At 54.3% G+C, this 19,888-nt stretch carries 19 protein-coding genes; 10 read left to right on the forward strand and 9 right to left on the reverse strand.

Features of this window, described 5'->3' with window-relative positions; translation table 11 throughout:
• Both RNAN_RS08070 and RNAN_RS08075 read left to right on the forward strand, forming a co-directional pair.
• Positions 1–770, forward strand: a 770-nt coding sequence (locus RNAN_RS08070; protein ID WP_040551893.1) for a TonB-dependent receptor domain-containing protein, incomplete at its 5' end; no start/stop codon positions are given.
• Between the two features lie 179 nt (positions 771–949).
• On the forward strand, positions 950–3,070 hold the full coding sequence (locus tag RNAN_RS08075; protein ID WP_008220610.1) for a TonB-dependent receptor family protein: 2,121 nt from the start codon (positions 950–952) through the stop codon (positions 3,068–3,070).
• Positions 3,071–3,111: 41 nt separating this feature from the next.
• Here RNAN_RS08075 and RNAN_RS08080 read toward each other — a convergent pair whose 3' ends face one another.
• A complete protein-coding gene (locus RNAN_RS08080) occupies positions 3,112–3,816 on the reverse strand; it encodes a 2OG-Fe(II) oxygenase (RefSeq protein ID WP_008220612.1) in 705 nt (234 codons plus the stop codon).
• Positions 3,817–3,827: 11 nt separating this feature from the next.
• Here RNAN_RS08080 and RNAN_RS08085 point away from each other — a divergent pair, with 11 nt between their 5' ends.
• Both RNAN_RS08085 and ggt read left to right on the forward strand, forming a co-directional pair.
• The gene (locus tag RNAN_RS08085; protein ID WP_008220614.1) at positions 3,828–4,223 is read left to right on the forward strand and encodes an acyl-CoA thioesterase; all 396 of its coding nucleotides are present in this window, start codon (positions 3,828–3,830) and stop codon (positions 4,221–4,223) included.
• 94 nt (positions 4,224–4,317) lie between these two features.
• On the forward strand, positions 4,318–6,042 hold the full coding sequence (ggt, locus tag RNAN_RS08090) for a gamma-glutamyltransferase (RefSeq protein ID WP_008220616.1): 1,725 nt from the start codon (positions 4,318–4,320) through the stop codon (positions 6,040–6,042).
• Here ggt and RNAN_RS08095 read toward each other — a convergent pair.
• The 8 genes from RNAN_RS08095 to RNAN_RS08130 all read right to left on the reverse strand — a co-directional run bounded on the left by RNAN_RS08095 (position 6,039) and on the right by RNAN_RS08130 (position 14,762).
• Positions 6,039–6,590, reverse strand: coding sequence for an acyl-CoA thioesterase (locus tag RNAN_RS08095; protein WP_008220618.1), 552 nt, complete (start codon positions 6,588–6,590; stop codon positions 6,039–6,041). The two genes, ggt and RNAN_RS08095, sit on opposite strands and share 4 nt — an antisense overlap.
• A gap of 42 nt (positions 6,591–6,632) precedes the next feature.
• Positions 6,633–6,989: a DUF2288 domain-containing protein gene (locus tag RNAN_RS08100; protein WP_008220619.1), complete on the reverse strand. Its 357-nt coding sequence runs from the start codon at positions 6,987–6,989 to the stop codon at positions 6,633–6,635.
• A gap of 2 nt (positions 6,990–6,991) precedes the next feature.
• Complete coding sequence (locus RNAN_RS08105) at positions 6,992–8,341, reverse strand: sigma 54-interacting transcriptional regulator (RefSeq protein ID WP_008220620.1); 1,350 nt, start codon at positions 8,339–8,341, stop codon at positions 6,992–6,994.
• Positions 8,328–8,933 carry a hypothetical protein gene (locus RNAN_RS08110; RefSeq protein ID WP_008220621.1) on the reverse strand — a complete coding sequence of 202 codons (606 nt, stop codon included), beginning with the start codon at positions 8,931–8,933 and terminating at the stop codon, positions 8,328–8,330. The genes RNAN_RS08105 and RNAN_RS08110 overlap by 14 nt, the downstream gene beginning before the upstream one ends.
• The gene (locus tag RNAN_RS08115) at positions 8,930–10,348 is read right to left on the reverse strand and encodes a sensor histidine kinase (protein WP_008220622.1); all 1,419 of its coding nucleotides are present in this window, start codon (positions 10,346–10,348) and stop codon (positions 8,930–8,932) included. Before RNAN_RS08115 ends, RNAN_RS08110 begins: the two co-directional genes overlap by 4 nt.
• Positions 10,349–10,500: 152 nt before the next feature.
• Entirely contained in the window at positions 10,501–10,701 is a 201-nt protein-coding gene (locus tag RNAN_RS08120; protein WP_008220623.1) for a hypothetical protein, read from the reverse strand.
• Positions 10,702–11,039: 338 nt separating this feature from the next.
• Complete coding sequence (locus RNAN_RS08125) at positions 11,040–12,266, reverse strand: adenosine deaminase family protein (protein ID WP_008220624.1); 1,227 nt, start codon at positions 12,264–12,266, stop codon at positions 11,040–11,042.
• A gap of 276 nt (positions 12,267–12,542) precedes the next feature.
• Positions 12,543–14,762 carry a TonB-dependent hemoglobin/transferrin/lactoferrin family receptor gene (locus tag RNAN_RS08130; protein WP_008220626.1) on the reverse strand — a complete coding sequence of 740 codons (2,220 nt, stop codon included), beginning with the start codon at positions 14,760–14,762 and terminating at the stop codon, positions 12,543–12,545.
• A gap of 85 nt (positions 14,763–14,847) precedes the next feature.
• Here RNAN_RS08130 and RNAN_RS08135 point away from each other — a divergent pair, with 85 nt between their 5' ends.
• The 6 genes from RNAN_RS08135 to RNAN_RS08160 all read left to right on the forward strand — a co-directional run bounded on the left by RNAN_RS08135 (position 14,848) and on the right by RNAN_RS08160 (position 19,818).
• A complete protein-coding gene (locus RNAN_RS08135) occupies positions 14,848–15,690 on the forward strand; it encodes a heme/hemin ABC transporter substrate-binding protein (protein WP_008220627.1) in 843 nt (280 codons plus the stop codon).
• Complete coding sequence (locus RNAN_RS08140) at positions 15,683–16,810, forward strand: FecCD family ABC transporter permease (RefSeq protein WP_008220628.1); 1,128 nt, start codon at positions 15,683–15,685, stop codon at positions 16,808–16,810. Before RNAN_RS08135 ends, RNAN_RS08140 begins: the two co-directional genes overlap by 8 nt.
• Positions 16,803–17,573 (forward strand): ATP-binding cassette domain-containing protein, encoded by a 771-nt coding sequence (locus tag RNAN_RS08145; protein WP_008220630.1) that lies wholly within the window; start codon positions 16,803–16,805, stop codon positions 17,571–17,573. The genes RNAN_RS08140 and RNAN_RS08145 overlap by 8 nt, the downstream gene beginning before the upstream one ends.
• 21 nt (positions 17,574–17,594) lie before the next feature.
• Positions 17,595–18,341, forward strand: coding sequence for a HugZ family pyridoxamine 5'-phosphate oxidase (locus RNAN_RS08150; RefSeq protein ID WP_008220632.1), 747 nt, complete (start codon positions 17,595–17,597; stop codon positions 18,339–18,341).
• A 115-nt stretch (positions 18,342–18,456) separates the two neighbouring features.
• Positions 18,457–18,834, forward strand: coding sequence for a PA2779 family protein (locus RNAN_RS08155; protein ID WP_008220634.1), 378 nt, complete (start codon positions 18,457–18,459; stop codon positions 18,832–18,834).
• A 3-nt stretch (positions 18,835–18,837) separates the two neighbouring features.
• Entirely contained in the window at positions 18,838–19,818 is a 981-nt protein-coding gene (locus tag RNAN_RS08160; protein WP_008220635.1) for a PA2778 family cysteine peptidase, read from the forward strand.
• Positions 19,819–19,888: the final 70 nt, after the last annotated feature.

Raw genomic sequence — 19,888 nt, forward strand, 5'->3', positions numbered from 1 at the left:
CCGATAACGCAACAGCCACTACCAGCAACACCGAGTGGTTGCCCGGTGTAGGTGCCCCCTATAATTTAACCGACGCTGCCCAGCTGTACGGTGGTGTATACCGTGCTTTCTCGCCAGCTTCTAATGGTGTGGCACTGGACGGCCTGACCGATCAGCAGTTAGACGGTGAGCGCTCAACCAACTTTGAGCTTGGCCTGCGTGGTAAAGACGGCGCACTAAGCTATGAAGTGGCCGCTTTTGTGATGAACTTCAGCAATCAGGTGGTTACCGGTAACAGCGACCCGGCCTTGTCACAGTCAAACGCCGGCAAAACCGAGCACCGTGGTATGGAGTTTATGCTGGGTTATCAATTAGGCGGTGGGTTCAGCCTGGACAGTAACGCTACCTGGGTACCTACGTCAGAGTTTAAAACCGGTGATAACGCCGGCAACCGTCTGCCGTATGCACCGAAGTTTATTGCCAACCTGGCACTGACTTACCAGCTGGAGCAATTAACCGCCGCCATTAGCGCGCACCACCGCGGTGAGCAATATGGTGACCCCAGCAACCGTGAAGATATTCCGGCCAATGCCGCCGGCGGTATCTGGGGCGGCTTAATGCCATCGTACACTGTGCTGGATGTCACAGCGCAATACAATCTGGCCGATAACGTCAGCGTATTTGGTGCGGTGAAAAACCTGACCGATAAGCGTTATATCACTGGCCTGCGTCAGGGTATTTACGTTGGCCCAGAGCGTTCATTCGAGCTGGGCGTGCGTTACCAGTTCTAATGTAGCTTCACACTAAAATGGGGTCAGTGTTCTCTGACCCCATTTTTTTTGCCGCTACAACAGCTTCAATCCCCGGCAGAGTAGTACTAACAGTACTCGTGATATAAATAAGACGGATTCGTATTATTTGCTATGCTGTAATGGCTCACATGAGCGTGAATACCGACAAAGGAGTGTGTATGCAAAGCTTGTCATTTAGTCTGTTAACTGTGGCTTTATTACCGGCTCTGACGGTGCAGGCAGAGACGGACATCAGCACTATTGAACGCATTAGCATTTTAGGCTCACAGCAGGCAGCTGCTACGGTGCCTGGCTCAGCCAGCTATATTTCACAGCAGGAACTGGAACAGTTCAGTTATACCGATATATCGCGGGTGCTGGCCACTACGCCGGGCGTCTATGTGCAGGAAGAAGATGGTTACGGCCTGCGACCGAATATTGGCATGCGCGGCACCGGTACTGGCCGTAATGACAAGATTACCGTAATGGAAGATGGTGTGCTGATTGCGCCAGCGCCTTATGTTGCACCTGCAGCCTATTATTTCCCTACCACCGGCCGGCTGGAAGCCGTAGAGATTATTAAAGGTTCGTCTTCGGTAAAATACGGCCCCCGCAGTACCGGCGGCGTGGTAAATCTGGTATCGCGCAGCATTCCGCAGACAGCATTGGCCGGGCGAGTGGACGGTGCGCTGGGCGAAGATGGCTTTCGTAAACTGCATGGTTTTGTTGGCGGCGAGCGTAACAAATTGGGCGCTGTGATAGAAGGTTATCACTACGGTGCTGATGGTTTTAAAAACTTGCCCAACGGCGCCGACACCGGCTTTGAAAAAACCGATCTGTTGACCAAAATTGCTGGCCGCTTTGGCGCTGCTGACGCACACAAACTGCAGCTGAAGTTAAGCTATGCCGATGAAACTTCGAATGAAACCTACGCCGGCTTAACCGATGCCGATTATCAGGCAGCGCCTTATCGTCGTTATGCGGCCTCGCAACACGATGTAATGAACACCGAGCACAACGGCTATCAGTTAAGTTATCAGTACGATTTGGCCAACGGAGCTCAATTGAGCACCACCGCTTACTACAATGATTTCAGCCGCAACTGGTATAAAGCCAATCAGGTGGGGCTGACAAATTTGCAGGCCTATTCTGCGTTTGAGGCCAACCCTACGGCAGAAGGCATCAATGTCAGCGTTCGCGCTAACAACCGCAACTATAAAGGCAGTGGCATCCAATCTGAATTTGCGTTGCCATTGGGGGCGCATCAGCTGAGCTTTGGTGGGCGTTTGCATCAGGATGAAGAAGACCGCTTTCAGTGGGATGATATTTATCTGCTGCAGCAGGACCTGAGCATGACGCTAACCAGCGCCGGCGTACCGGGGACCCAGGATAACCGTACAGCGTCGGCCGATGCATTAGCGTTGTACGTGCATGACGAGTGGGCTATCGATAAGCTGGTGCTCAGTGGCGGCCTGCGCTATGAAGCTATCGATACCGAAGCGGAAAACTGGAACCGTGCGCCGGATCGCAATGGTGCGTCCACTGTGCGTAAAGCCAGCAGCTCTATAGTGTTGCCTTCGATTGGTATGACCTATCGCCTGAATGACACTGTGGTGCTGCTGGCTGGTGTACAAAAAGGTTTCTCACCGGCAGCGCCGGCCAACGCCGAGCAGGAAGAGGAAGAAAGCCTGAACGCCGAGCTGGGTGTGCGCTATCAGCAAGGTAGCCGCCGCGCAGAAGTGGTGTTATTCAGCTCGCATTACGACAATATGCACGGTAACTGTCGGGCCAGTACCGGCTGTAACCCGGACAACATCGGTGATCAGTATAATTTTGGTGAGGTACTGGTCAATGGCGTGGAGTTCAGCAGCTATCATCAGTATCAGCATCAGCACTACCTGATACCGATAAAATTGAGCTACACCTTCACCGATAGCGAGTTTCAGTCAAATTTTGACAGTGATATTTTCGGCTCGGTCGAACATGGCGATAAGATGCCCTATGTACCGCAGCATCAGGCCAGCCTGGAAACCGGTATGGTGGCAGAGCATTATTCTGTGCTGGCGCGGCTAAGCTATGTCTCATCGTCACATGCTAGCCTGGACGATGTCGGCTTAGACGCTATTGACAGCCGTGTTATGCTGGATTTGTCCGCTAAGTACCACCTGACCCCTAATCAGCAGCTGTATATGAATGTCGACAACTTGCTGGATAAGGCCTATATCGCTAACCGGGCTAATGGTGGTATCCAACCGGGTAAACCCCGTACCTTGTCAGTAGGGTATCGGTTAGACTTCTAACACAGTTTTATTAAAAAAGCCCGACCGGGCTTTTTTAATATTCAGCGCTGTGGCGGGCCATAAATTTGTTCGGCCGGGTTAAATAAAATCCAGCTGGTCAAAATATATTTGTCATTCGATACCGGAATGCAGCCACGGTGGGTGTGGGTAAAGTAGGCCGGCGCTATCACCATGCGGCCGGTTTTTGGCTGAATGCTTTTGTTCTGGTAATAAAACTCTGTCTGGCCGCCTTCTGCCACATCATTTAAATAGAACATAAACAGCAGCGCCCGGTGCAGCGGTTCAGTGCTGCCTTGCTGCGGGTACACTTCACTGTGCCAGTAACCATAGTTGCCCACCCCGGCCTGATATTTTTGCGCCTGAATATTGCCCAGCCGAAACAGCACCCGCATAAAATCCAGCGTTTTGGGCTGGCCGAGCTCGGCAAAATTATCATGGGTAATGGCAACCGGTTTGCCGGTATCAGGGTGCGCTATGGTTAAGCCGACCGGGCCTATCAAGGCGAAATGGTACTTTTTAAAGTATTCGCAGGCGTAGTGGGTGGTGGCCTGCCAGATCACTTTTAGCAGTTCCTGATACTCGGCATGCTGATACAGGTAAAGGTCGGTACTGACTTTTTTGCTGGGGTCGACTCCACCACCGGTGCGACCCGGCGCTTTGTGCGGGCTTTGTTCAAACACGTTAATCAGCTGTTGGCAAAATTGTTCGCTTAACGCATTATCGTACACTTCAATAAAATCAGTCATCGGGATCCCTTATGTGGCAAAAAATTATTACTCCGCGTTTCTCTGACACGGATGCGCTGGGGCATATCAACAATACGGTGTTTGCCGTCTGGTTTGAAGGCGCCAGACGTGATGTTTTCAAAATTTTTACACCAGAGCTTAATTTACAACAGTGGCCGTTAATTGTCGCCAGCGTAAAACTGGATTATCACGCCCAAACCCATTTTCATGCCGATGTTGAGCTGCGCACCTACATCAGCCGTATTGGCAACAGCTCGTTTGATGTCTATCAGGAAGCCTGGCAAAACGGCGTAAAAACCGTGTCGGGTACCGCCGTGCTGGTGCAATTTGATTACGCCAGCAATAAAGCCGTTGCCCTGAGCAGTGCGCAACAGCAGCAGCTAAGTGCACATGCCTGCCGGGCATAAACGTCGCATGCTGCCTTGGTCTGGTCGTAAACTGCTGGTATGGTAAGGCGCAGCTGGTTAAGGTTTAGCCACAACAAAAAATAGAGAGTCTGTTATGAAACGTCTGTTACTTGGCTTAGGGGTAGGGTTTTCACTGGCGCTGAGCAGTGGTGCGCACAGTTATGATCGTATTACCGGCGAGCGCTTTGCCAGCCGCTCAGAGGTGATAGCGCAGCAGGCGATGGCCGCCACCAGCCAGCCGCTGGCGACCCAGATTGCGCTGCAAATTATGCAGCAAGGCGGTAACGCGATAGATGCAGCTATTGCCGCTAACGCAGCGTTGGGCCTGATGGAGCCCACTGGTAATGGTATTGGTGGCGACTTGTATGCCATCGTCTGGGATGCAAAGTCGCAAAAGCTGCACGGGCTAAATGCGTCTGGCCGCTCACCGCTAAGCTTAAGTTATGACATGCTGGCACACGAGTTACAAAAGCTGGGCCGCACCGATTTGCCGCCACATGGCATGTTGCCAATCAGCGTGCCCGGCGCGGTGGATGGCTGGTTTGAACTGCATAAAAAGTTTGGCCGCCTGCCAATGGCCGATATTCTTCAGCCCGCTATCAGCTACGCCGACAACGGTTTCCCGGTCAGTGAGTTAATTGCCTATTACTGGGATCGCAGTGTACCAGTACTCAGCCCGCAGCCGGGCGACTTTGTCGGCACTTTTACCCTCAACGGCAAGGCACCGGCCAAAGGCCAGCTATTTAAAAACCCGGCACTGGCTAATACCTACAAAGCGCTGGCAAAAGGTGGCCGCGATGCGTTTTACAAAGGAGAGATAGCCGTAGCGATAGACCGTTTTATGCGCGCCAATGGCGGCTATTTGCGCTTTGCTGACTTTGCTAACCACCGCTCAGATTGGGTAGAGCCATTGGGTGTCGATTACAAAGGCTATACGCTGTGGGAACTGCCACCCAATGGTCAGGGCATAGCGGCGCTACAAATGCTGCAAATTCTGAAAAACTTTGATTTAAAAGCCGCCGGCTTTAACAGCGCAGAAAGCCTGCACCTGATGGTAGAAGCGAAAAAACTGGCGTTTGAAGATCGGGCGAAGTTTTATGCCGACAGTGACTTTGCCAAGCAGCCAATTGCGGGTTTAATCTCCGAAGCCTATGGCCGCGAGCGTGCCAAACTGATCGGTGATAAAGCCGCCAAACGGGTTGATGCCGGTAACCCGCACCTGTACGAGGGTGATACTATCTATATGACCACCGCCGATAAAGACGGCAACATGGTCTCCCTTATTCAAAGTAACTACCGCGGCATGGGCTCCGGCGTCGTGGTGCCGGGGCTGGGTTTTGTGTTTCAGGACCGTGGCCAGCTGTTCTCAATGGATAAAAAACACGCCAATGTCTACGCGCCCGGCAAGCGGCCCTTTAATACCATTATCCCGGCCTTTATTACCAAAGATGGCAAGCCGCTAATCAGCTACGGCGTAATGGGTGGCGCTATGCAGCCGCAAGGCCATGTGCAGGTGCTGGTGAATATGGTCGACTACGGCATGAACCTGCAGGAAGCCGGTGACGCGGCGCGCTGGCAGCATTTAGGCAGCACAGAGCCGACCGATGGCAGCGACATGTATCTGCAAAACGGCGGTTATATTGAAGTTGAGCGCGGTGTGCCTTATGACACCGTGCGCGAGCTGATGAAAAAAGGCCATGACGTGCGCTACGGTTTAGGCGGCTATGGCGGTTATCAGGCCATTATGCGCGACCATGCCAACGGCGTTTGGGTTGGCGCATCTGAGTCGCGTAAAGACGGCCAGGCGGCGGGCTATTAAGCCAGTTGCACCTGTACCTGATAATCGGCGGTGATTTGCGCGATGGCTTGCTGCATATCGCCGTCAAAGTCGGCGCATAGCTCGGCGTAACTGTGGCGTAGTTTTAAGCGCTGGGTGGTTTTCACAAAGCGCAGCACTTCTTCTTTGCTGGTTAAAATCAGCCGTGGTACCCGGGCGTTGTTGCCCGCTGCGTCTTTGGCAATCATGGTAAAGTACGAGGAATTACAGTGCTTTACCTTACCGGTTTGAATGTTTTGCGCTTCTACCCGAATGCCTACCACCATCGAGCTGTTACCAACAAAGATAACCGAGGCTTTTAAGGTGACCAGCTCGCCGACTTCAATCGGGTTGAGAAAATCGACCCGGTCGACTGAGGCGGTAACGCAGTATTTACCGCTGAATTTAGAACCACTGGCAAAGGCGATTTGGTCCATCAGTGACAACAAATAGCCACCGTGAATTTTACCGCTGAAATTAGAGTGCGATGGCAGCATCAGCTGCGATAGGGTGACCCGTGAGCTGCTGCTTTTTTTGTACAGTTCTGACATAGGCTGTGTTGTTTTTCGGCTGCGTTGTGCCAGTGTAGCAGCTTAATTAAGCTGCTGCGTCAGTGGTTTGTCCTGTACCAGCACCCAGGGGGATATCACCACCGCCCACAGCTCGGCTTGCTGCTGATACCACTGCTGTGCTTGCTGTTCACTGGTGCGGCTAACACTGCCGGCGGCCAGCCAGTCGGCGACGCGGGTTTTATCATCACGGCTAAAGGCAAAGGCCACGTCAACCAGATCCAGCTCTGGCGCGACGCTGATAACGCTGCCAGCGGCATAAAACTTTTGCAGTTCCAGCCAGCTGATACGGGCGGTTTCGCTGATAATTTTCGCTTTAATCAGCTCGGGGTTGTGCTCATCGTCAATTAAATGCGCATCGGGTGGGGTAATGGCGGTCATGCTTATTCAGCCTCGTCTTGCTGCTCGGTCACTTGTGCCGCGCTTAGTTCATGTTTTTTCAGTAGTTTATAAAAATCGGTGCGGTTGCGCCCGGCCAGCTCGGCGGCGCGGGTGACGTTGCCTTCGGTCATTTGCAGCACCCGGATAAGGTATTGGCGTTCAAACTGATCGCGCGCTTCAGTCAGGGTGGGCCAGTAGCTGCTGTTTTGCGACAGCGCCTGTTCGACCTGCGCGGCACCAATCACCGGGCTGTGGGTTAACGCCACGCATTGCTCCACCACATTAACCAGCTGACGTACGTTGCCCGGCCATTTGGCGGTGGCCAGCAGCTGCATGGCATCGTCAGAAAAACGGGTCACATCAACCTGATGGCGCTCGACACTTTGTTGCAGTACATGGCGTGCCAGCAGTGGTATATCTTCCGGCCGCTGCTCTAAGGTTGGCAATTGCAGGTTCACTACGTTCAGCCGGTAGTATAAATCTTCACGGAAGCTGCCATCCTGCATCGCCTGCTGTAAGTCGCGGTGGGTGGCCGACAGCACCCGTACATTGATCGGGATGGTTTTGCTGCTGCCGACCGGGCGGATTTGCCGCTCCTGCAAAGCGCGCAGCAGTTTTACCTGTAAGGCGACCGGCATATCGCCAATTTCATCTAAAAACAGCGTGCCGCCGTCAGCTTCGCGAAACAGGCCGCCATGCTCGGTGACGGCGCCGGTAAAGGCGCCCTTGGTGTGGCCAAACAGCTCAGACTCAAGCAGATGTTCGGGCAGGGCGCCGCAGTTAATGGCAACAAAGGGTTTGCCGGCCCGTGGGCTGGCTTTATGAATGGCGCGCGCCAGCAGCTCTTTACCGGTACCGCTGGCACCGGTTATCAGCACGCTGACATCGCGCTGCGCTACCCGGTAACTTTGCTCCAGCAGTTCGGCCATCAGCGGCGAGCGGGTGATAATTTCTTCCCGCCATTCGGCTTGCTCCGGCACCGATTGATGCACGGCATTTTGCAGAATGTCGCGCAGCTCGGCAGTATTAAGCGGTTTGGTTAAAAAGCCAAATACACCGCGCTGGGTGGCGGCTACTGCCTCGGGGATAGAGCCGTGCGCTGTCATCAGCACCACCGGCAAACCAGGGTAACGTTTGGCAATTTCATCAAACAGGCTCATGCCATCCAGCCCCGGCATGCGCAGGTCACTTAGCACTACATCTACGCTGTTTTTCGCCAACAGTGGCAGCGCTGCCTCGGCGCTGTCAGCGCTGATCACCTGATAGCCTTCCCCTTCCAGGCGCAGGGTCAGTAAGCGCAACAAGCTGGGATCATCATCTACCAGTAATAAACGCGGTTTAGGGCTGGCCATTGTTATCCTCTTGCACCACGGCGGGTTGGTTTAGCTGGGCTTCAATTTGGGTCAGGGCATCAATTTTCTTTTGCAGCTCTTTATTAATTTTTTGCAGCCGCTCGACGTTATCATGCTGCTGGGCGTTAAGCCGGGTCAGGGCACTAACGGCCGATTCCGCCTCTAACAGCTTTTGGTTAAAGGCCAGATCCCAGCTTAGCAATGCTGCCAGCGGCGCCGGCAAGGTGGCCAACTGCTCAGCCGATTGCATTTGCAGCCTCAGCCTGGTCAGGTAGGGTGTGTCGGGGTGTAACTGCAAGATAGTGCGTTTTAGCTGCCACACCTCGTCCTGCTCGGTACTGGCATTTAACAGCTCACGCTCTTCGTTAATGCGGTTTAGCATGCTGGCGCGGTAATTCACCCAGGCTTGCAGGGTAGCGGCATCGTCGCTGATCGCCAGGGGGGTTGCCACCGGCTCTGGCTCAGGCAGCTGCACCGGCTGTGGCTCGGCTTCGAGTGGCTCCACCGGTTGTGGTGTTACCGGCTCGGGTGGTGGCGGTAACTGGCAGCCTGTTAACAGCAGCAGACTGGCAAGCAACAGGGACGTTTTCATGCGGGTTTTTCCTCTAACAATGGTAGCCGAACCCGGATACAGACATCGGCGTAAATCACATCAACTATATCAGCATGGCCGCCCAATAAGCGGGCGCAATCGGCAACAATAGACAGCCCCAGCCCCGAGCCTTGCACCGAGTCAAACCTGGGTGTGGTACCGCGCTGAAACGGCTCAAACAGTTTTTCCCGCAGCGCAGTGGGAATAGGGTTGCCATTATTGGCCACATCTAACACCAGCTGGTGTTCCTGCTGATACAACTTCACCCACACCGGGCTGCCCTGGCTACCATAAGCCTGGGCATTGTTAATCAGGTTATCCAGTATGCGGCGAAACAGGGTGGCGTCTGTGTATATGGTGCTTAAGCTGCAGCTAAGTTCAATACTCTGGCCGCGCTGTTGCAGCGACAGCGCATGGTCGTTAAAGCAGTCGGTAAACAGTTGCTGCGGCGAGTGCCAGGCGGGCTCGGGCTTGGCCTGTTGCAGCAGCCGGTTGTAATCCAGTAGTTGTTCGGTCAGGACGCTTAAGCGGTCGGCACTGCCATTTAGCAGGCCAACCACTTCCAGTTGTTGGGCGTTAAGCGGGCCAACCAGTTGTTCGCTCAGTAGCGAGCAGCCCTCACGGATACTCGACAGCGGCGTTTTTAGCTCATGCGAGGCGTGGCGCAGTAAAATCAGCCGCAGCGCTTCCAGTTGTTGTAAGCGTGAGCTAAGCCAGCGTAATTGCTCGCCCAGTTCAGTCAGCTCGCGCGGGCCGGTCAGTTTTTCATCCGGAAACTGATGTTGTTGGCCAATGGCGCGGATCATTTTATCCAGTTTGCGCACCGGCGCGGTAATGCGGCCCGATGCCCACAGCACCAGCAACAGTGTCAGCAGCACCAGTGCCACCGTTTGCCAGGCCAGCTGTTGCTGGCTTGCTACGACAAAGCGTTGCTGCTGCTGCAGGTTTTGCTCCAGCAATAACCATATTTGCTGCGTCAGTTGTTGTTGCTGCAAGCGGAACTGCTGAATCACCGGCTCCAGCTCGCTGCTGCTAAGCGCATTGAAATTATCCAGCAGCAAGGCCAGCTGATACTGTTGCTGCTGGCACAGCTGTGGCTGACCGACATTGTCGCATACCTGTTGTAACAAGGTGCCATAGCTGTCCAGGTGGGTGCGTGCTACCCGGGCCAGCGCATCGGTTTTCACCACTGCATGCTGGCGCACGGCGCGCTCGATATCGACCACCAGGTTCTGCATATTTTCGGCCCGGCGTACACTGGCCACCGAGGTTTCCGCCTCGGCCACGGCGTTCTGGCTGACGCCACTCAGTGCTTTATGGCTTTGCCATAGCAGTACTGCTACCGGAATAAGGGCGAGAAAAAAGCTCAGTAGTACCAGCTGGCGCAGGGACGCCGTTTGCAATGAAAAGCGCATAGTTTGATGTCTTAATGCTAAGGCCTGTAAGCATACCTTATTTTAGCGGCAAAAAAAAAAGCCATTAGCGGCACAAAAAAAAGGCCAGTGGGGTGCTGGCCTGACAAAAATTCAGCACTGAGGCTGAACTCATGGGATGGGGGCGTAGCGGCTTAAGCCGCTTTCGCCAGATAAGCTGGGGTGTAAACCGCCTGTGGCTGCGGCTGCACCAGTTCAGGCTGTGCTGTGGCCAATTGTGCCTGCTCCCACGCCAGCACGCTGTCGTTATGCAGGTTTACCCGGCGCAGCATCGTAATGACTACGGCAACATTAGCCAGTAAAAACAGTACGGTACCTAATAAGAACAAATCCATAACCACCTCCGTTAGGTGCAGCCGTTACGTCGTTGGCTGCGTTAACACGGTTTGAAGGAGAATGTGGCAAAGGCAATATGAGTGTTGCTTGCGCTTGCGACATTCTCCTGTAACGTCGCGTGCTTTAACTAATACAAACAGCGTGCCAAGGTTGAAAGGTGATTTTTATTTGTTTAAAAACAATGGTTTAGATTGGCTCTAAGCGGTGTTGCTAGCAGGGGAGGCTATTAACTGTTGCTAAATGGCGACAGTTAATAGCACTTAATTTGAGTACTGTTATAAATCAATAACTTAAGCTGTATGCTTTTTGCGACACTATTTTATGTGTCTGATTTTATTTAAATAAATCCATAGCGCTGCGCTACGCGATCAAAATATTCCAGACACTGCTTGGCGTACTCGCGCTTTTCCACATAGCTGCCAGGGAAAAAGCTCTTTTTAAAGCCATAGGCCACTATGTCTTTTAAGCGCTTTAGCGGTATATCAAAGTTATCCAGTGCCAGTTGATACTCGCGGCTGACAGTGGTGTTAGACACCAGGCGGTTGTCGGTACAAATGACAGTGGCCATGCGGTTATCCAGCATGGCTTTAAATTTATGCTGCTTAATATCGCTAATCGCCGGGTTGGTTTGCAGGTTACTGGTTAAGCACACTTCTATCGCTATGCGCTTATCGGCAATATAGGAGGCCAGGTTGCGGATATAGGCGGCTTTATCGGTAATATCCGGATCGGTAATCATCTGTGGGATAAACATCGAGTAGCCGTGGCCAATACGGTCGGCATAGCATTCGGTAATGGCTTCAAACACGCTTTCGGCGCCATAGGCTTCGCCGGCGTGCAGGGTTTTTAGCAAAAAATGCTGGTGGGCATACTCGTACACTTCTTTAAATTTGCTGGCCGGGTAGCCGCTTTCCTGGCCAGCCAGATCCAGCCCGACAATAGGTACGCCTTCTTCATCACGCAGCCGCACACTGGCGCGCACCAGCTCCATTGCTGCCAGTTTAATCACATCCATCGGGGCAAAATCGCGCATCAGCTGAAACAGGTTGGTGTAATAGGGCGAGAAGCCTTTATCGCCAAACATCCGCATGGCGCAGTTAATAATGCCGTAAGCAAAGGGGGGTTTGTGGCCACTAAGTACCACCTCGCTGCGGTTGTATTCGCTCATTGCCCGCTTTAGGCCGTTATTTACCGCATGCATTACGCGGTCAAAATCGATGCCGTTAGCTAAATCAATCAATAACTGCGGCGCAAAGCGCACTTCTATATAGTTAACGCCTTCAAGCTGGTTATCAATGGCCAGCTCGTAGGCCGCGCGCTCCAGGTTTTCCATATCGCGCAGCACAGCGCAGGTGTACTGAAAGCAGTGCAGGTACTCGCCCAGGTTGTTGTATTTTTCTTTAAACACCCGCTGTTTAAGGCCTTCCACACTATCAGCTGGCAGTTTAGTGCCGGTGCGTTTGGCCATTTCAAGTAAACTGTCCAGCCGCAGGCTGCCATCCAGATGCAGGTGCAGATCAGATTTGGGCATCTCTTTAATAAATTCAGCAGAATAACGTGGCATAACGGCTCCTTTACTCAGTTGGCTATAAGTGTACCGCAGTTTTAGCGCTTTTCGTCGGCAAAACACGCCGGCAGTGCCGTTAAACGGTTGCCGCTGGCGAAAAACTGGCTTACAACAGCAACATAACAACAGGGAAACCAGATGAAATTAGTGCTATCTGTACTGGCGCTGGCCGGCCGCCAAACGCCGTGGCATAGTAGTGCGCCGGGGTTTTAGTTTTTGTAACACAGTGCAGGCAGCAGGAAATTTGCTGCCTGCATTCACTTTTTCTCAGCGTTAAAAGCGATAACTTAGGCTGGCGGTGATATTGCGCCCCGGCTGGGTGAACTGGCCCAGGTTTTCTGCCACGGAGCGCCCGCGCACCTCAGATGCCGACCAGATCTTGCGGTCAGTCAGGTTAAATATCCCCAGATTTAAACGCCAGTCGGCGGCCAGGTTCAGGTGGCCCAGCAGATCCAGGCTAACATAACCGGGTGCCGCAAAAGGCTGAGTGGCATTCGCCTCAGCGGGCCGGGCTACCGTAGCGCGCTTTACTGCTGTGGTGATCAGCTCCAGTGACCAGTTATCATCCGGTAAGCCGTAACCTACCCCAACCACGGCCTGTGGCGGCATGATGGAGTCCAGTGGTTGGCCAGTGCTGCTATCTTTGCTATCCAGCCAGCTTAGCGCGGTAGTGACGCGCAGGCTGTTAAGTAAAGCGTGCTGTTGCAGTGGGTACCAGTTAATGCGGGCATCCGCGCCGCGTATCGTGACCTTATCCAGGTTACGGGCCTGAAACTCCAGCAAGCCGGTAGCCGGGTTAAAGCCTTTAACTGCCAGCGACTCAATAAAGTTGTCGTAGCGGTTGTGGTAAAGGCTTAACTCCCAGTCCAGGCTGTCCAGCCGGGCGCGAATGCCCAGCTCCCAGCTTTTTACCCGTTCAGGCGCCAAATTGGCATTAGGTAGCGAGGTGTAACCGCCGGCAAAATTGGTAAAACCAACGTTGATATCGTCAAAGGGCGGGATGCGAAAGCCTTCAGCAAACTGGCTCCATAAGGTGTACTGCGAATTAAGCCGGTATAGCGCGCCTAATTTGGCCGACACTTCGCTGTCGGAATAAGACTGGGTTTCAACACCGGGGTTGGCGCTGCTAAACAGCGCGTCGGCTTTGGGCGACAGGTTAAATTTATCATAGCGCAGGCCGGGTGACAGTGTCAGTTTGCCGTCCAGCAGACGCATTTCGTCCTGCACAAATAAGGCCACTTCGCGCGCGGCTGAGCGTGGAAAGTCGCGGGTCGGGAATACGCTGCCCTCAGGCAGCACGTCGCCGTTATCCGCACGGCGGGTGGCCCCATCGCGCAGCGAATTGCTGTCCGTTAGCTGCAGCTCTGAGCCATAAATCAGGTAATGGTTGGCAAAAGCTTTGTCGAATTGCAGGCTGGCACCGCGCGCACGCTGGCTAAACTCGCTATGGCGGCTGCGTAGCATGTCAATCGGGGCCGGGGCTTGCTGGCTTGGTGCGCCAAAGCGCTGCTCAAAGCTGTCTTGTTCGGTGTCTGACTGCTGCCAGTAAAGCCGTGTCAGCAGTTTATCAAAGGCGGCCAGCTCACCGTTAAACTGGTAATTGAATTGTAGCCGGCTGCGCTGGCGCTGGTCATCGCCCTGGCTGGCGTCAATTCTGACACCGCGCACCAGCGTGCCAACCTGCGACAGCAGCTCGGTTTTACTGTCGCCCTGCAAGTGATCGGCGATAAAGCTGAATTGCTGTGTCGCAGAGGGGCTGTAAATTAACTTTGCCTGGCCACTTTGGCTGCGCTGACGCTGCGGCTCGGCCATCAGACGCTCACTGCCGGTTTCTGGGCCATGGTCAAAATAGCTTTCGGTTTCACTACCCTGCCGGCGGCTGGCACTGAGTAACCACTGCCAGTTGCCCTGTACTGCAGCAAGTTGGCCGCTTAGCCAGCCTTCGTCGGCAGCGCTGGCGTAGCCCAGTTTCACTTTGCCGGCTAAGGACTCGCCGGTGGCGACCATGTCTTTCGGTGCTTTGCTGCTAAAAGCGACTACACCGCCAATAGCATCACTGCCATACAGGGTTGAGGCCGGGCCACGAATGATCTCTACCGACTGCAGCAAATCGATATCGATAAAGTCACGCCGTGCTGATAATGCCGGGCCAAAGCTAAACTCATCAGCCAGCGGCACACCGTCCAGCAGCATTAATACTCTGTCACCGTTAATGCCGCGAATATTAAAGCCGGCTAAGCCAAAGCGACCACCACCTTCCACGCTGACGCCGGGCTCGTAGCGTACCAGATCGCGGATATCGGTCATCAGCTGCTGCTGCATGGTGTCGCTGTCGATAAAGCTGACGTAGGACGCTATTTCGTTAATGTCGCGTTCGCTGCGGCTGGCCGTCACACTGATGTGCTCTATCGCTTCTTCGGCCGAGACTACTGGCAGCATGGCGTTGCTTAACGATACGGCTGTCAGGCAGAGCCAGGGAATACGCTTGATCATTTTTACCTCTTGAACATGGCTGGGTTATTTGCGAGAATCGGATCCTAATGATAATTATTCGTATTTGCAATAACGAGGTGGAGAAATGTATCGTTACACCCAGCTGCTGTGTCTTGCTGTCGTGTTGCTTTTCGTGGTGCGCCCTGCTGGCGCAGCGCCAGAGCGTATTGTTGCCGCCGGTGGCAGCGTCACTGAGGTGTTGTTTGCCTTGGGCCTGGGTGAGCAGCTGGTCGCGGTTGATACCTCCAGTGTGTATCCGCAAGCCGCCACCCGCCTGCCGAAAATTGGCTATTACCGCCAGCTAAGCCCGGAGGGGGTACTGGCGCAGCAGCCTACCGTGCTGGTGGGCCACAGCCAGATGGGGCCGGCAGAGGTGTTAGCGCAAATTGCCGCGATGGGGATAGAAGTAGTGAATGTGCCACATGGCTATCAAACGGACAGCCTGTATCAGTTAATTACCACCCTGGCCCAGCGCTTTAACCGCCAGCAGCAAGGGGCCAGCTTAGTGGCCGAGATTCGTCAGCAGCTAAGCCAATTAGAAGGGCAGCACGTAACGCCAGTGGCCATGGCATTTCTGGTGTCGGTAGGCGAGCGCGGTTTAATGGCTGCAGGCAGCAATACTATGCCAGACGCCTTGTTTGACAGCGCCGGTATCACCAATGCATTTGGCGCAGTAGCGGGCTATCAGCCGGTGTCGGTCGAGGCGCTGATGGCTGGCGCACCGACGCACTTGCTGGTGCCGGCTCACGCTGCTGCGGGCCAGAGCGCGGCGCAGTTGTGTCAGTTGCCGGCGTTACGGTTTTGGGCGCAGCAACAGGGGTGTCAGCTGAGTATTGTCGACCCACTGATTTTTATGGGACTGAGCCCGCGCTTACCGCAGGCGGTTGCCCAGTTACAGCAGTTGGCGAAGGGAAAGGCGGATGAGTGAGCTGTCATCACGCTCTTTTGTTGCAACAGCTGAGCCGGGCGGCCCGGTGTTGCCGTTGCCGGCGCAGTTACAGGCCGCTCTGGCGCAGAAAAGCCGCCAACAGCGGCGCACCTTGCTGACACTGGCATTGCTGGTAGTGCTGTTAATGCTGCTGTCATTAACGCAGGGCGCTATGCCGATTGATGCAGCAGAGGTTGTTACCAGCTTGCTGGGCGGCGTGAACGGCGGGCCCGGCAATTTTGCCCAGCAGGTGATCTGGGATATTCGCCTGCCCAGAGTCGTGCTGACGGCCATTACCGGTGCCGGCCTGGCCGTGTGTGGTGCGGTAATGCAGGGTATTTGTCGTAACCCGCTGGCCGACCCCGGCCTGATTGGCGTCTCTTCCGGAGCGGCCTTGTTTGCCGCTTTGGTGATGGTGTTTGATCTCAGCTGGTTTTTGCCAGCGCCGCTGCAGCCGGTACTGCTTTCGCTGGCGGCCTTTGTTGGTGCTTTACTGATAAGCCTGCTGGTGTTCCGGCTGGCGCACACGGCACTGGGGCTAAACACCTTATTGCTGATTCTGGCCGGAGTGGCGATTAATGCTTTGGTGGGCACCATTATGGGCTTACTGGCTTTTATTGCTGACGACGGCACTCTGCGGTTAATTACCTTCTGGAGTATGGGCAGCTATGCCGGCAGTAACTGGGCGCAGGTGATGCTGGTGGCTCTGGGTGTCAGCGCGCCGCTGTTGCTGCTATGGCGTTATCGCACTGCGCTTACCCTGATGCTGGGGGGCGAGCAGGACGCCCAGTATCTGGGAGTAGAGGTACAACAGATTAAACGGCTTAGCTTATTGTGTGTGGCACTGCTAACCGCCGTCAGTGTTTGCTTTACCGGTATTGTTGGTTTTGTCGGCCTGGTGACACCGCATATTTGCCGTTTGCTGACTGGGCCAGACTTGCGCAGCTTGATCCCCCTTAGCGCGCTGGCCGGTGCCTTACTGGTAACGGGCGCTGATACCTTAGCCCGTATTGTGATTATGCCGGCCGAATTGCCGGTTGGTCTGGTTACCTCCATGCTGGGCGTGCCGTTTTTCCTCTACTTGCTGTTGCAGTACCGCCGTGGGGCACGCCATGTTTAAGTTAACCAATGTCAGTGTTGGCAGCGGCGCCAGCCAGCGTTTGCGTGAGCTGAGTTTAACCATCCGCCAGGGCAGTTTAACCGCAGTGCTGGGTGCCAATGGTGCCGGCAAAAGCAGCTTGCTTAGCCTGCTGGCGGGTGAGCTGCAACCCTCAGTGGGTGAAGTCCTGTTTAAACAACAACCGTTGGCGCACTGGTCTGCGCCACAGCTGGCAACTCAGCGCGCCTTCATGCTGCAGCAACAGCGGCCGGTGTTTGACTTTCTGGTGCTGGATTACCTGCTGCTGGCACGCCATGCCTGGCTGGAAAGCCAAGTGCAAAGCCTGACGCATGCCAGCCATCTTATTCAGCGCCTGGCACTGCAGCCGCTGTTGGATAAGCCCATTACCCGTTTATCGGGTGGGGAGTGGCAGCGCGTACAGTTTGCCCGTGCCTGGTTACAGCTGGTGGCACCAGAGGGGGTAGGCCATGCCATGTTGTTACTGGATGAACCCACTGCTGCACTGGATATTTATCAGCAGCGCCAGTTTTACCAGGCGCTGCAAAGTTTCGTCGCCGCCGGTGGTACCGCCCTGGTGGTGCTGCACGACGTCAATCAGGCCGCCCGTGTGGCGGATCAGTTTATTTTGCTGCAACAAGGCCAGTTGCTGGCGGCCGGTGATGCCGCACACTGCTTTACCCAAACCAACCTATGCCGCTGTTATCAGGTTGCAGGCCAGCTGCAACATGATGCGAGTAGCGGTAGACGTTATTTTCACTATTAACTGTTTTAGCCCGGAGTTCTTATGCAAGCCGACAACCTACAACAACATATTTTTAATGCCCGCGCCCTGCTACGCCAGCAGCACAGCGGCGTATTATCCACCCAGAGTTTATCGTTAAAGGGCTACCCTTTTGGCTCGGTAACGCCCTACTGGATGACAGAGCAGGGCAGTGTGGTGCTGTATGCGTCTGATATTGCCCAGCACAGTCGTAATATGCAGGCCGATGCCAAAGTCAGTTTATGTGTGTTTGACAGCGCGCAGGATGACAGCCAGGCCAATGCCCGGGTGACCGTGCTGGGTGAGGCTGAGCTATTGGGTAAAAACTGCGACGAGGCGCAGGCCTACTTTCAGTTGTATCCGCAGGCTGAAGCCTATAAACAGGCACACGATTTTCAGTTTTACCGCATTACGCCAAGCCGGGTGCGCTATATCGGTGGTTTTGGCGAAATATACTGGTTTAAAGCACAAGACTGGCACTACCCGACACCGGCCTGGCAGGCGCAGGCCGGTGGCATGATTGACCATATGCATGCAGACCACGCCGATGCTTTGGCCTTAATACTTAACCTGCAACATCAGCAGTCTGCCGCTGCCGGCGAGGTACAGATGTTAAATGTGCTGGCAGAGGGTTTTCATGTGCGCTACAGCGGCAAAGCCTTTTTTATCCGCTTTGCCAGCGCTTGTCTGGCGGCCACCAGTGTGCGCCCGGCGATGGTGGCGCTAACCCAGGCGGCCCGGCAGCAGCTGCAGCCGGCTTCGGTGGCGTAATGCATTACATCGCTGCGTTAAGGCAGTGAGCTATAATCTGTGTTGCGTCAGGTTGTTGTTTCAACTAGGCTTTAGAACACCATTTTGTCAAAATAATAAATATAGGACGCCGTAAATGAAAAAAGCCTCTGTTGTTTTAACGGCCTGTGCCGCGTTAATGTTCACCTGCTGTCAGGTATCCGCAGGCCTTTATGGCTCTGATGAGGTGGTCGCCCAGCAGCAACACCGGTACAGCCAGCAGCAAGTATTAGCCTTGGTGGACAATGCTGAAGTGCAGCAAAAGCTTATTGAGCTGGGCGTTAATGCCGATGATGCCAAGCAGCGCATTGCGGCCATGACTACCGCTGAGCTCGACGCATTAAACACTCAGCTGAACGAGATGCCGGCAGGTGGTATTGTGGGCACTATCGTTACCGTGTTGGTGGTAATAGCGGTACTGGATGTACTGGGCATCACTGATGTGTATCCGTTTATCCGCCCGATCAACTCTTAACAGGTGTTAGCTTTACTGCGCCAGACCAGCCTGCGGGCTGGTTTGCTATTTGTGCTGGCGCTGTTAACGGCTTGCCAGACACCGCCACAAACCCGGCAGTTACACAGTGCGCCGCCTGATATTGCCCGCCAGCATCTTATTGCGCAGGTACCGTTTTATCCGCAACAAGACTACTTTTGTGGCCCGACAACGCTGGCTGAAGTGGCCGGCTTTTATGGCCTGAACACCAGCCCTGAAGCCATAGCCCCTAACACCTTTATTCCCGGCCGTCAGGGTAGCTTACAAATTGAAATGGCCGCCGCCACCCGGCAATTGGGCATGCTGGCCTATGTGCAGCCGCGCGCCACTATGGTGCAGCTGCTCAGCCTGGTGGCCGAAGATATACCGCTTATAGTACTGCAAAACAACAGCATTGCCTGGTGGCCGCAGTGGCATTATGCGGTGGTGATTGGCTACGACCTTGAAGCAGGCGAGGTAATTTTACACACCGGGGTAACGCCCAACCACCGGCTTAATTTTGCTACCTTTGAGCGCACCTGGCAGCGTGGTAACTACTGGCTGCTGGCCATGTTGCCGCCAGACAAAATCAGTGCGCAGCTTGACGCTTTTTTATACACCAAAGCCAGTCAGGATTTGCTCAGCACCGGCCAGACAGCCGCAGGCCTGAGTGCGCTTAACACCGCAACACAGCAGTGGCCAGAGTACTGGCTGCCGTATTTTTTACTCGGTAACCATTATTTTTCGGCGCAGCCGAAACAGGCCGCCAACTGGTTTAAGCAAGGCCTTAGCGCAGCACAGCAACAAGTCGCGTATTTAAATAACTATGCGCTGCTGTTAAGCAGCCTGGCCTGCCATGAGCAAGCCCGCAACCTGATTAACCAGGCACTGCAGCTGGCGCCAGAGGATGCTAACCTGCGTGATAGCCAGCAACAAATTCAGCAGGCACAGCAAAATACGCAGAGCGGCGCGCAGTGTCAGTTATAGCCTCGCCAGATTGGCGCAACCAGACATTATCTGCTAGGCTAAATCAGTCTGAATAAAATCTTTTTAAAGG

Source organism: Rheinheimera nanhaiensis E407-8, from assembly GCF_000296695.1.
GTDB lineage: Bacteria > Pseudomonadota > Gammaproteobacteria > Enterobacterales > Alteromonadaceae > Alishewanella > Alishewanella nanhaiensis.

Excerpts from the sequence above, each read along its gene's own strand:
- RNAN_RS08115 (WP_008220622.1), bottom strand. The coding sequence starts at position 10,348 with ATGCGCTTTTCATTGCAAACGGCGTCCCTGCGCCAGCTGGTACTACTG.
- RNAN_RS08100 (WP_008220619.1), bottom strand. The coding sequence starts at position 6,989 with ATGACCGCCATTACCCCACCCGATGCGCATTTAATTGACGATGAGCAC.
- RNAN_RS08125 (WP_008220624.1), bottom strand. The coding sequence starts at position 12,266 with ATGCCACGTTATTCTGCTGAATTTATTAAAGAGATGCCCAAATCTGAT.
- RNAN_RS08105 (WP_008220620.1), bottom strand. The coding sequence starts at position 8,341 with ATGGCCAGCCCTAAACCGCGTTTATTACTGGTAGATGATGATCCCAGC.
- RNAN_RS08155 (WP_008220634.1), top strand. The coding sequence starts at position 18,457 with ATGAAAAAAGCCTCTGTTGTTTTAACGGCCTGTGCCGCGTTAATGTTC.
- RNAN_RS08080 (WP_008220612.1), bottom strand. The coding sequence starts at position 3,816 with ATGACTGATTTTATTGAAGTGTACGATAATGCGTTAAGCGAACAATTT.
- RNAN_RS08145 (WP_008220630.1), top strand. The coding sequence starts at position 16,803 with ATGTTTAAGTTAACCAATGTCAGTGTTGGCAGCGGCGCCAGCCAGCGT.
- RNAN_RS08120 (WP_008220623.1), bottom strand. The coding sequence starts at position 10,701 with ATGGATTTGTTCTTATTAGGTACCGTACTGTTTTTACTGGCTAATGTT.
- RNAN_RS08135 (WP_008220627.1), top strand. The coding sequence starts at position 14,848 with ATGTATCGTTACACCCAGCTGCTGTGTCTTGCTGTCGTGTTGCTTTTC.
- ggt (WP_008220616.1), top strand. The coding sequence starts at position 4,318 with ATGAAACGTCTGTTACTTGGCTTAGGGGTAGGGTTTTCACTGGCGCTG.
- RNAN_RS08095 (WP_008220618.1), bottom strand. The coding sequence starts at position 6,590 with ATGTCAGAACTGTACAAAAAAAGCAGCAGCTCACGGGTCACCCTATCG.
- RNAN_RS08075 (WP_008220610.1), top strand. The coding sequence starts at position 950 with ATGCAAAGCTTGTCATTTAGTCTGTTAACTGTGGCTTTATTACCGGCT.
- RNAN_RS08150 (WP_008220632.1), top strand. The coding sequence starts at position 17,595 with ATGCAAGCCGACAACCTACAACAACATATTTTTAATGCCCGCGCCCTG.
- RNAN_RS08085 (WP_008220614.1), top strand. The coding sequence starts at position 3,828 with ATGTGGCAAAAAATTATTACTCCGCGTTTCTCTGACACGGATGCGCTG.
- RNAN_RS08140 (WP_008220628.1), top strand. The coding sequence starts at position 15,683 with ATGAGTGAGCTGTCATCACGCTCTTTTGTTGCAACAGCTGAGCCGGGC.
- RNAN_RS08110 (WP_008220621.1), bottom strand. The coding sequence starts at position 8,933 with ATGAAAACGTCCCTGTTGCTTGCCAGTCTGCTGCTGTTAACAGGCTGC.
- RNAN_RS08130 (WP_008220626.1), bottom strand. The coding sequence starts at position 14,762 with ATGATCAAGCGTATTCCCTGGCTCTGCCTGACAGCCGTATCGTTAAGC.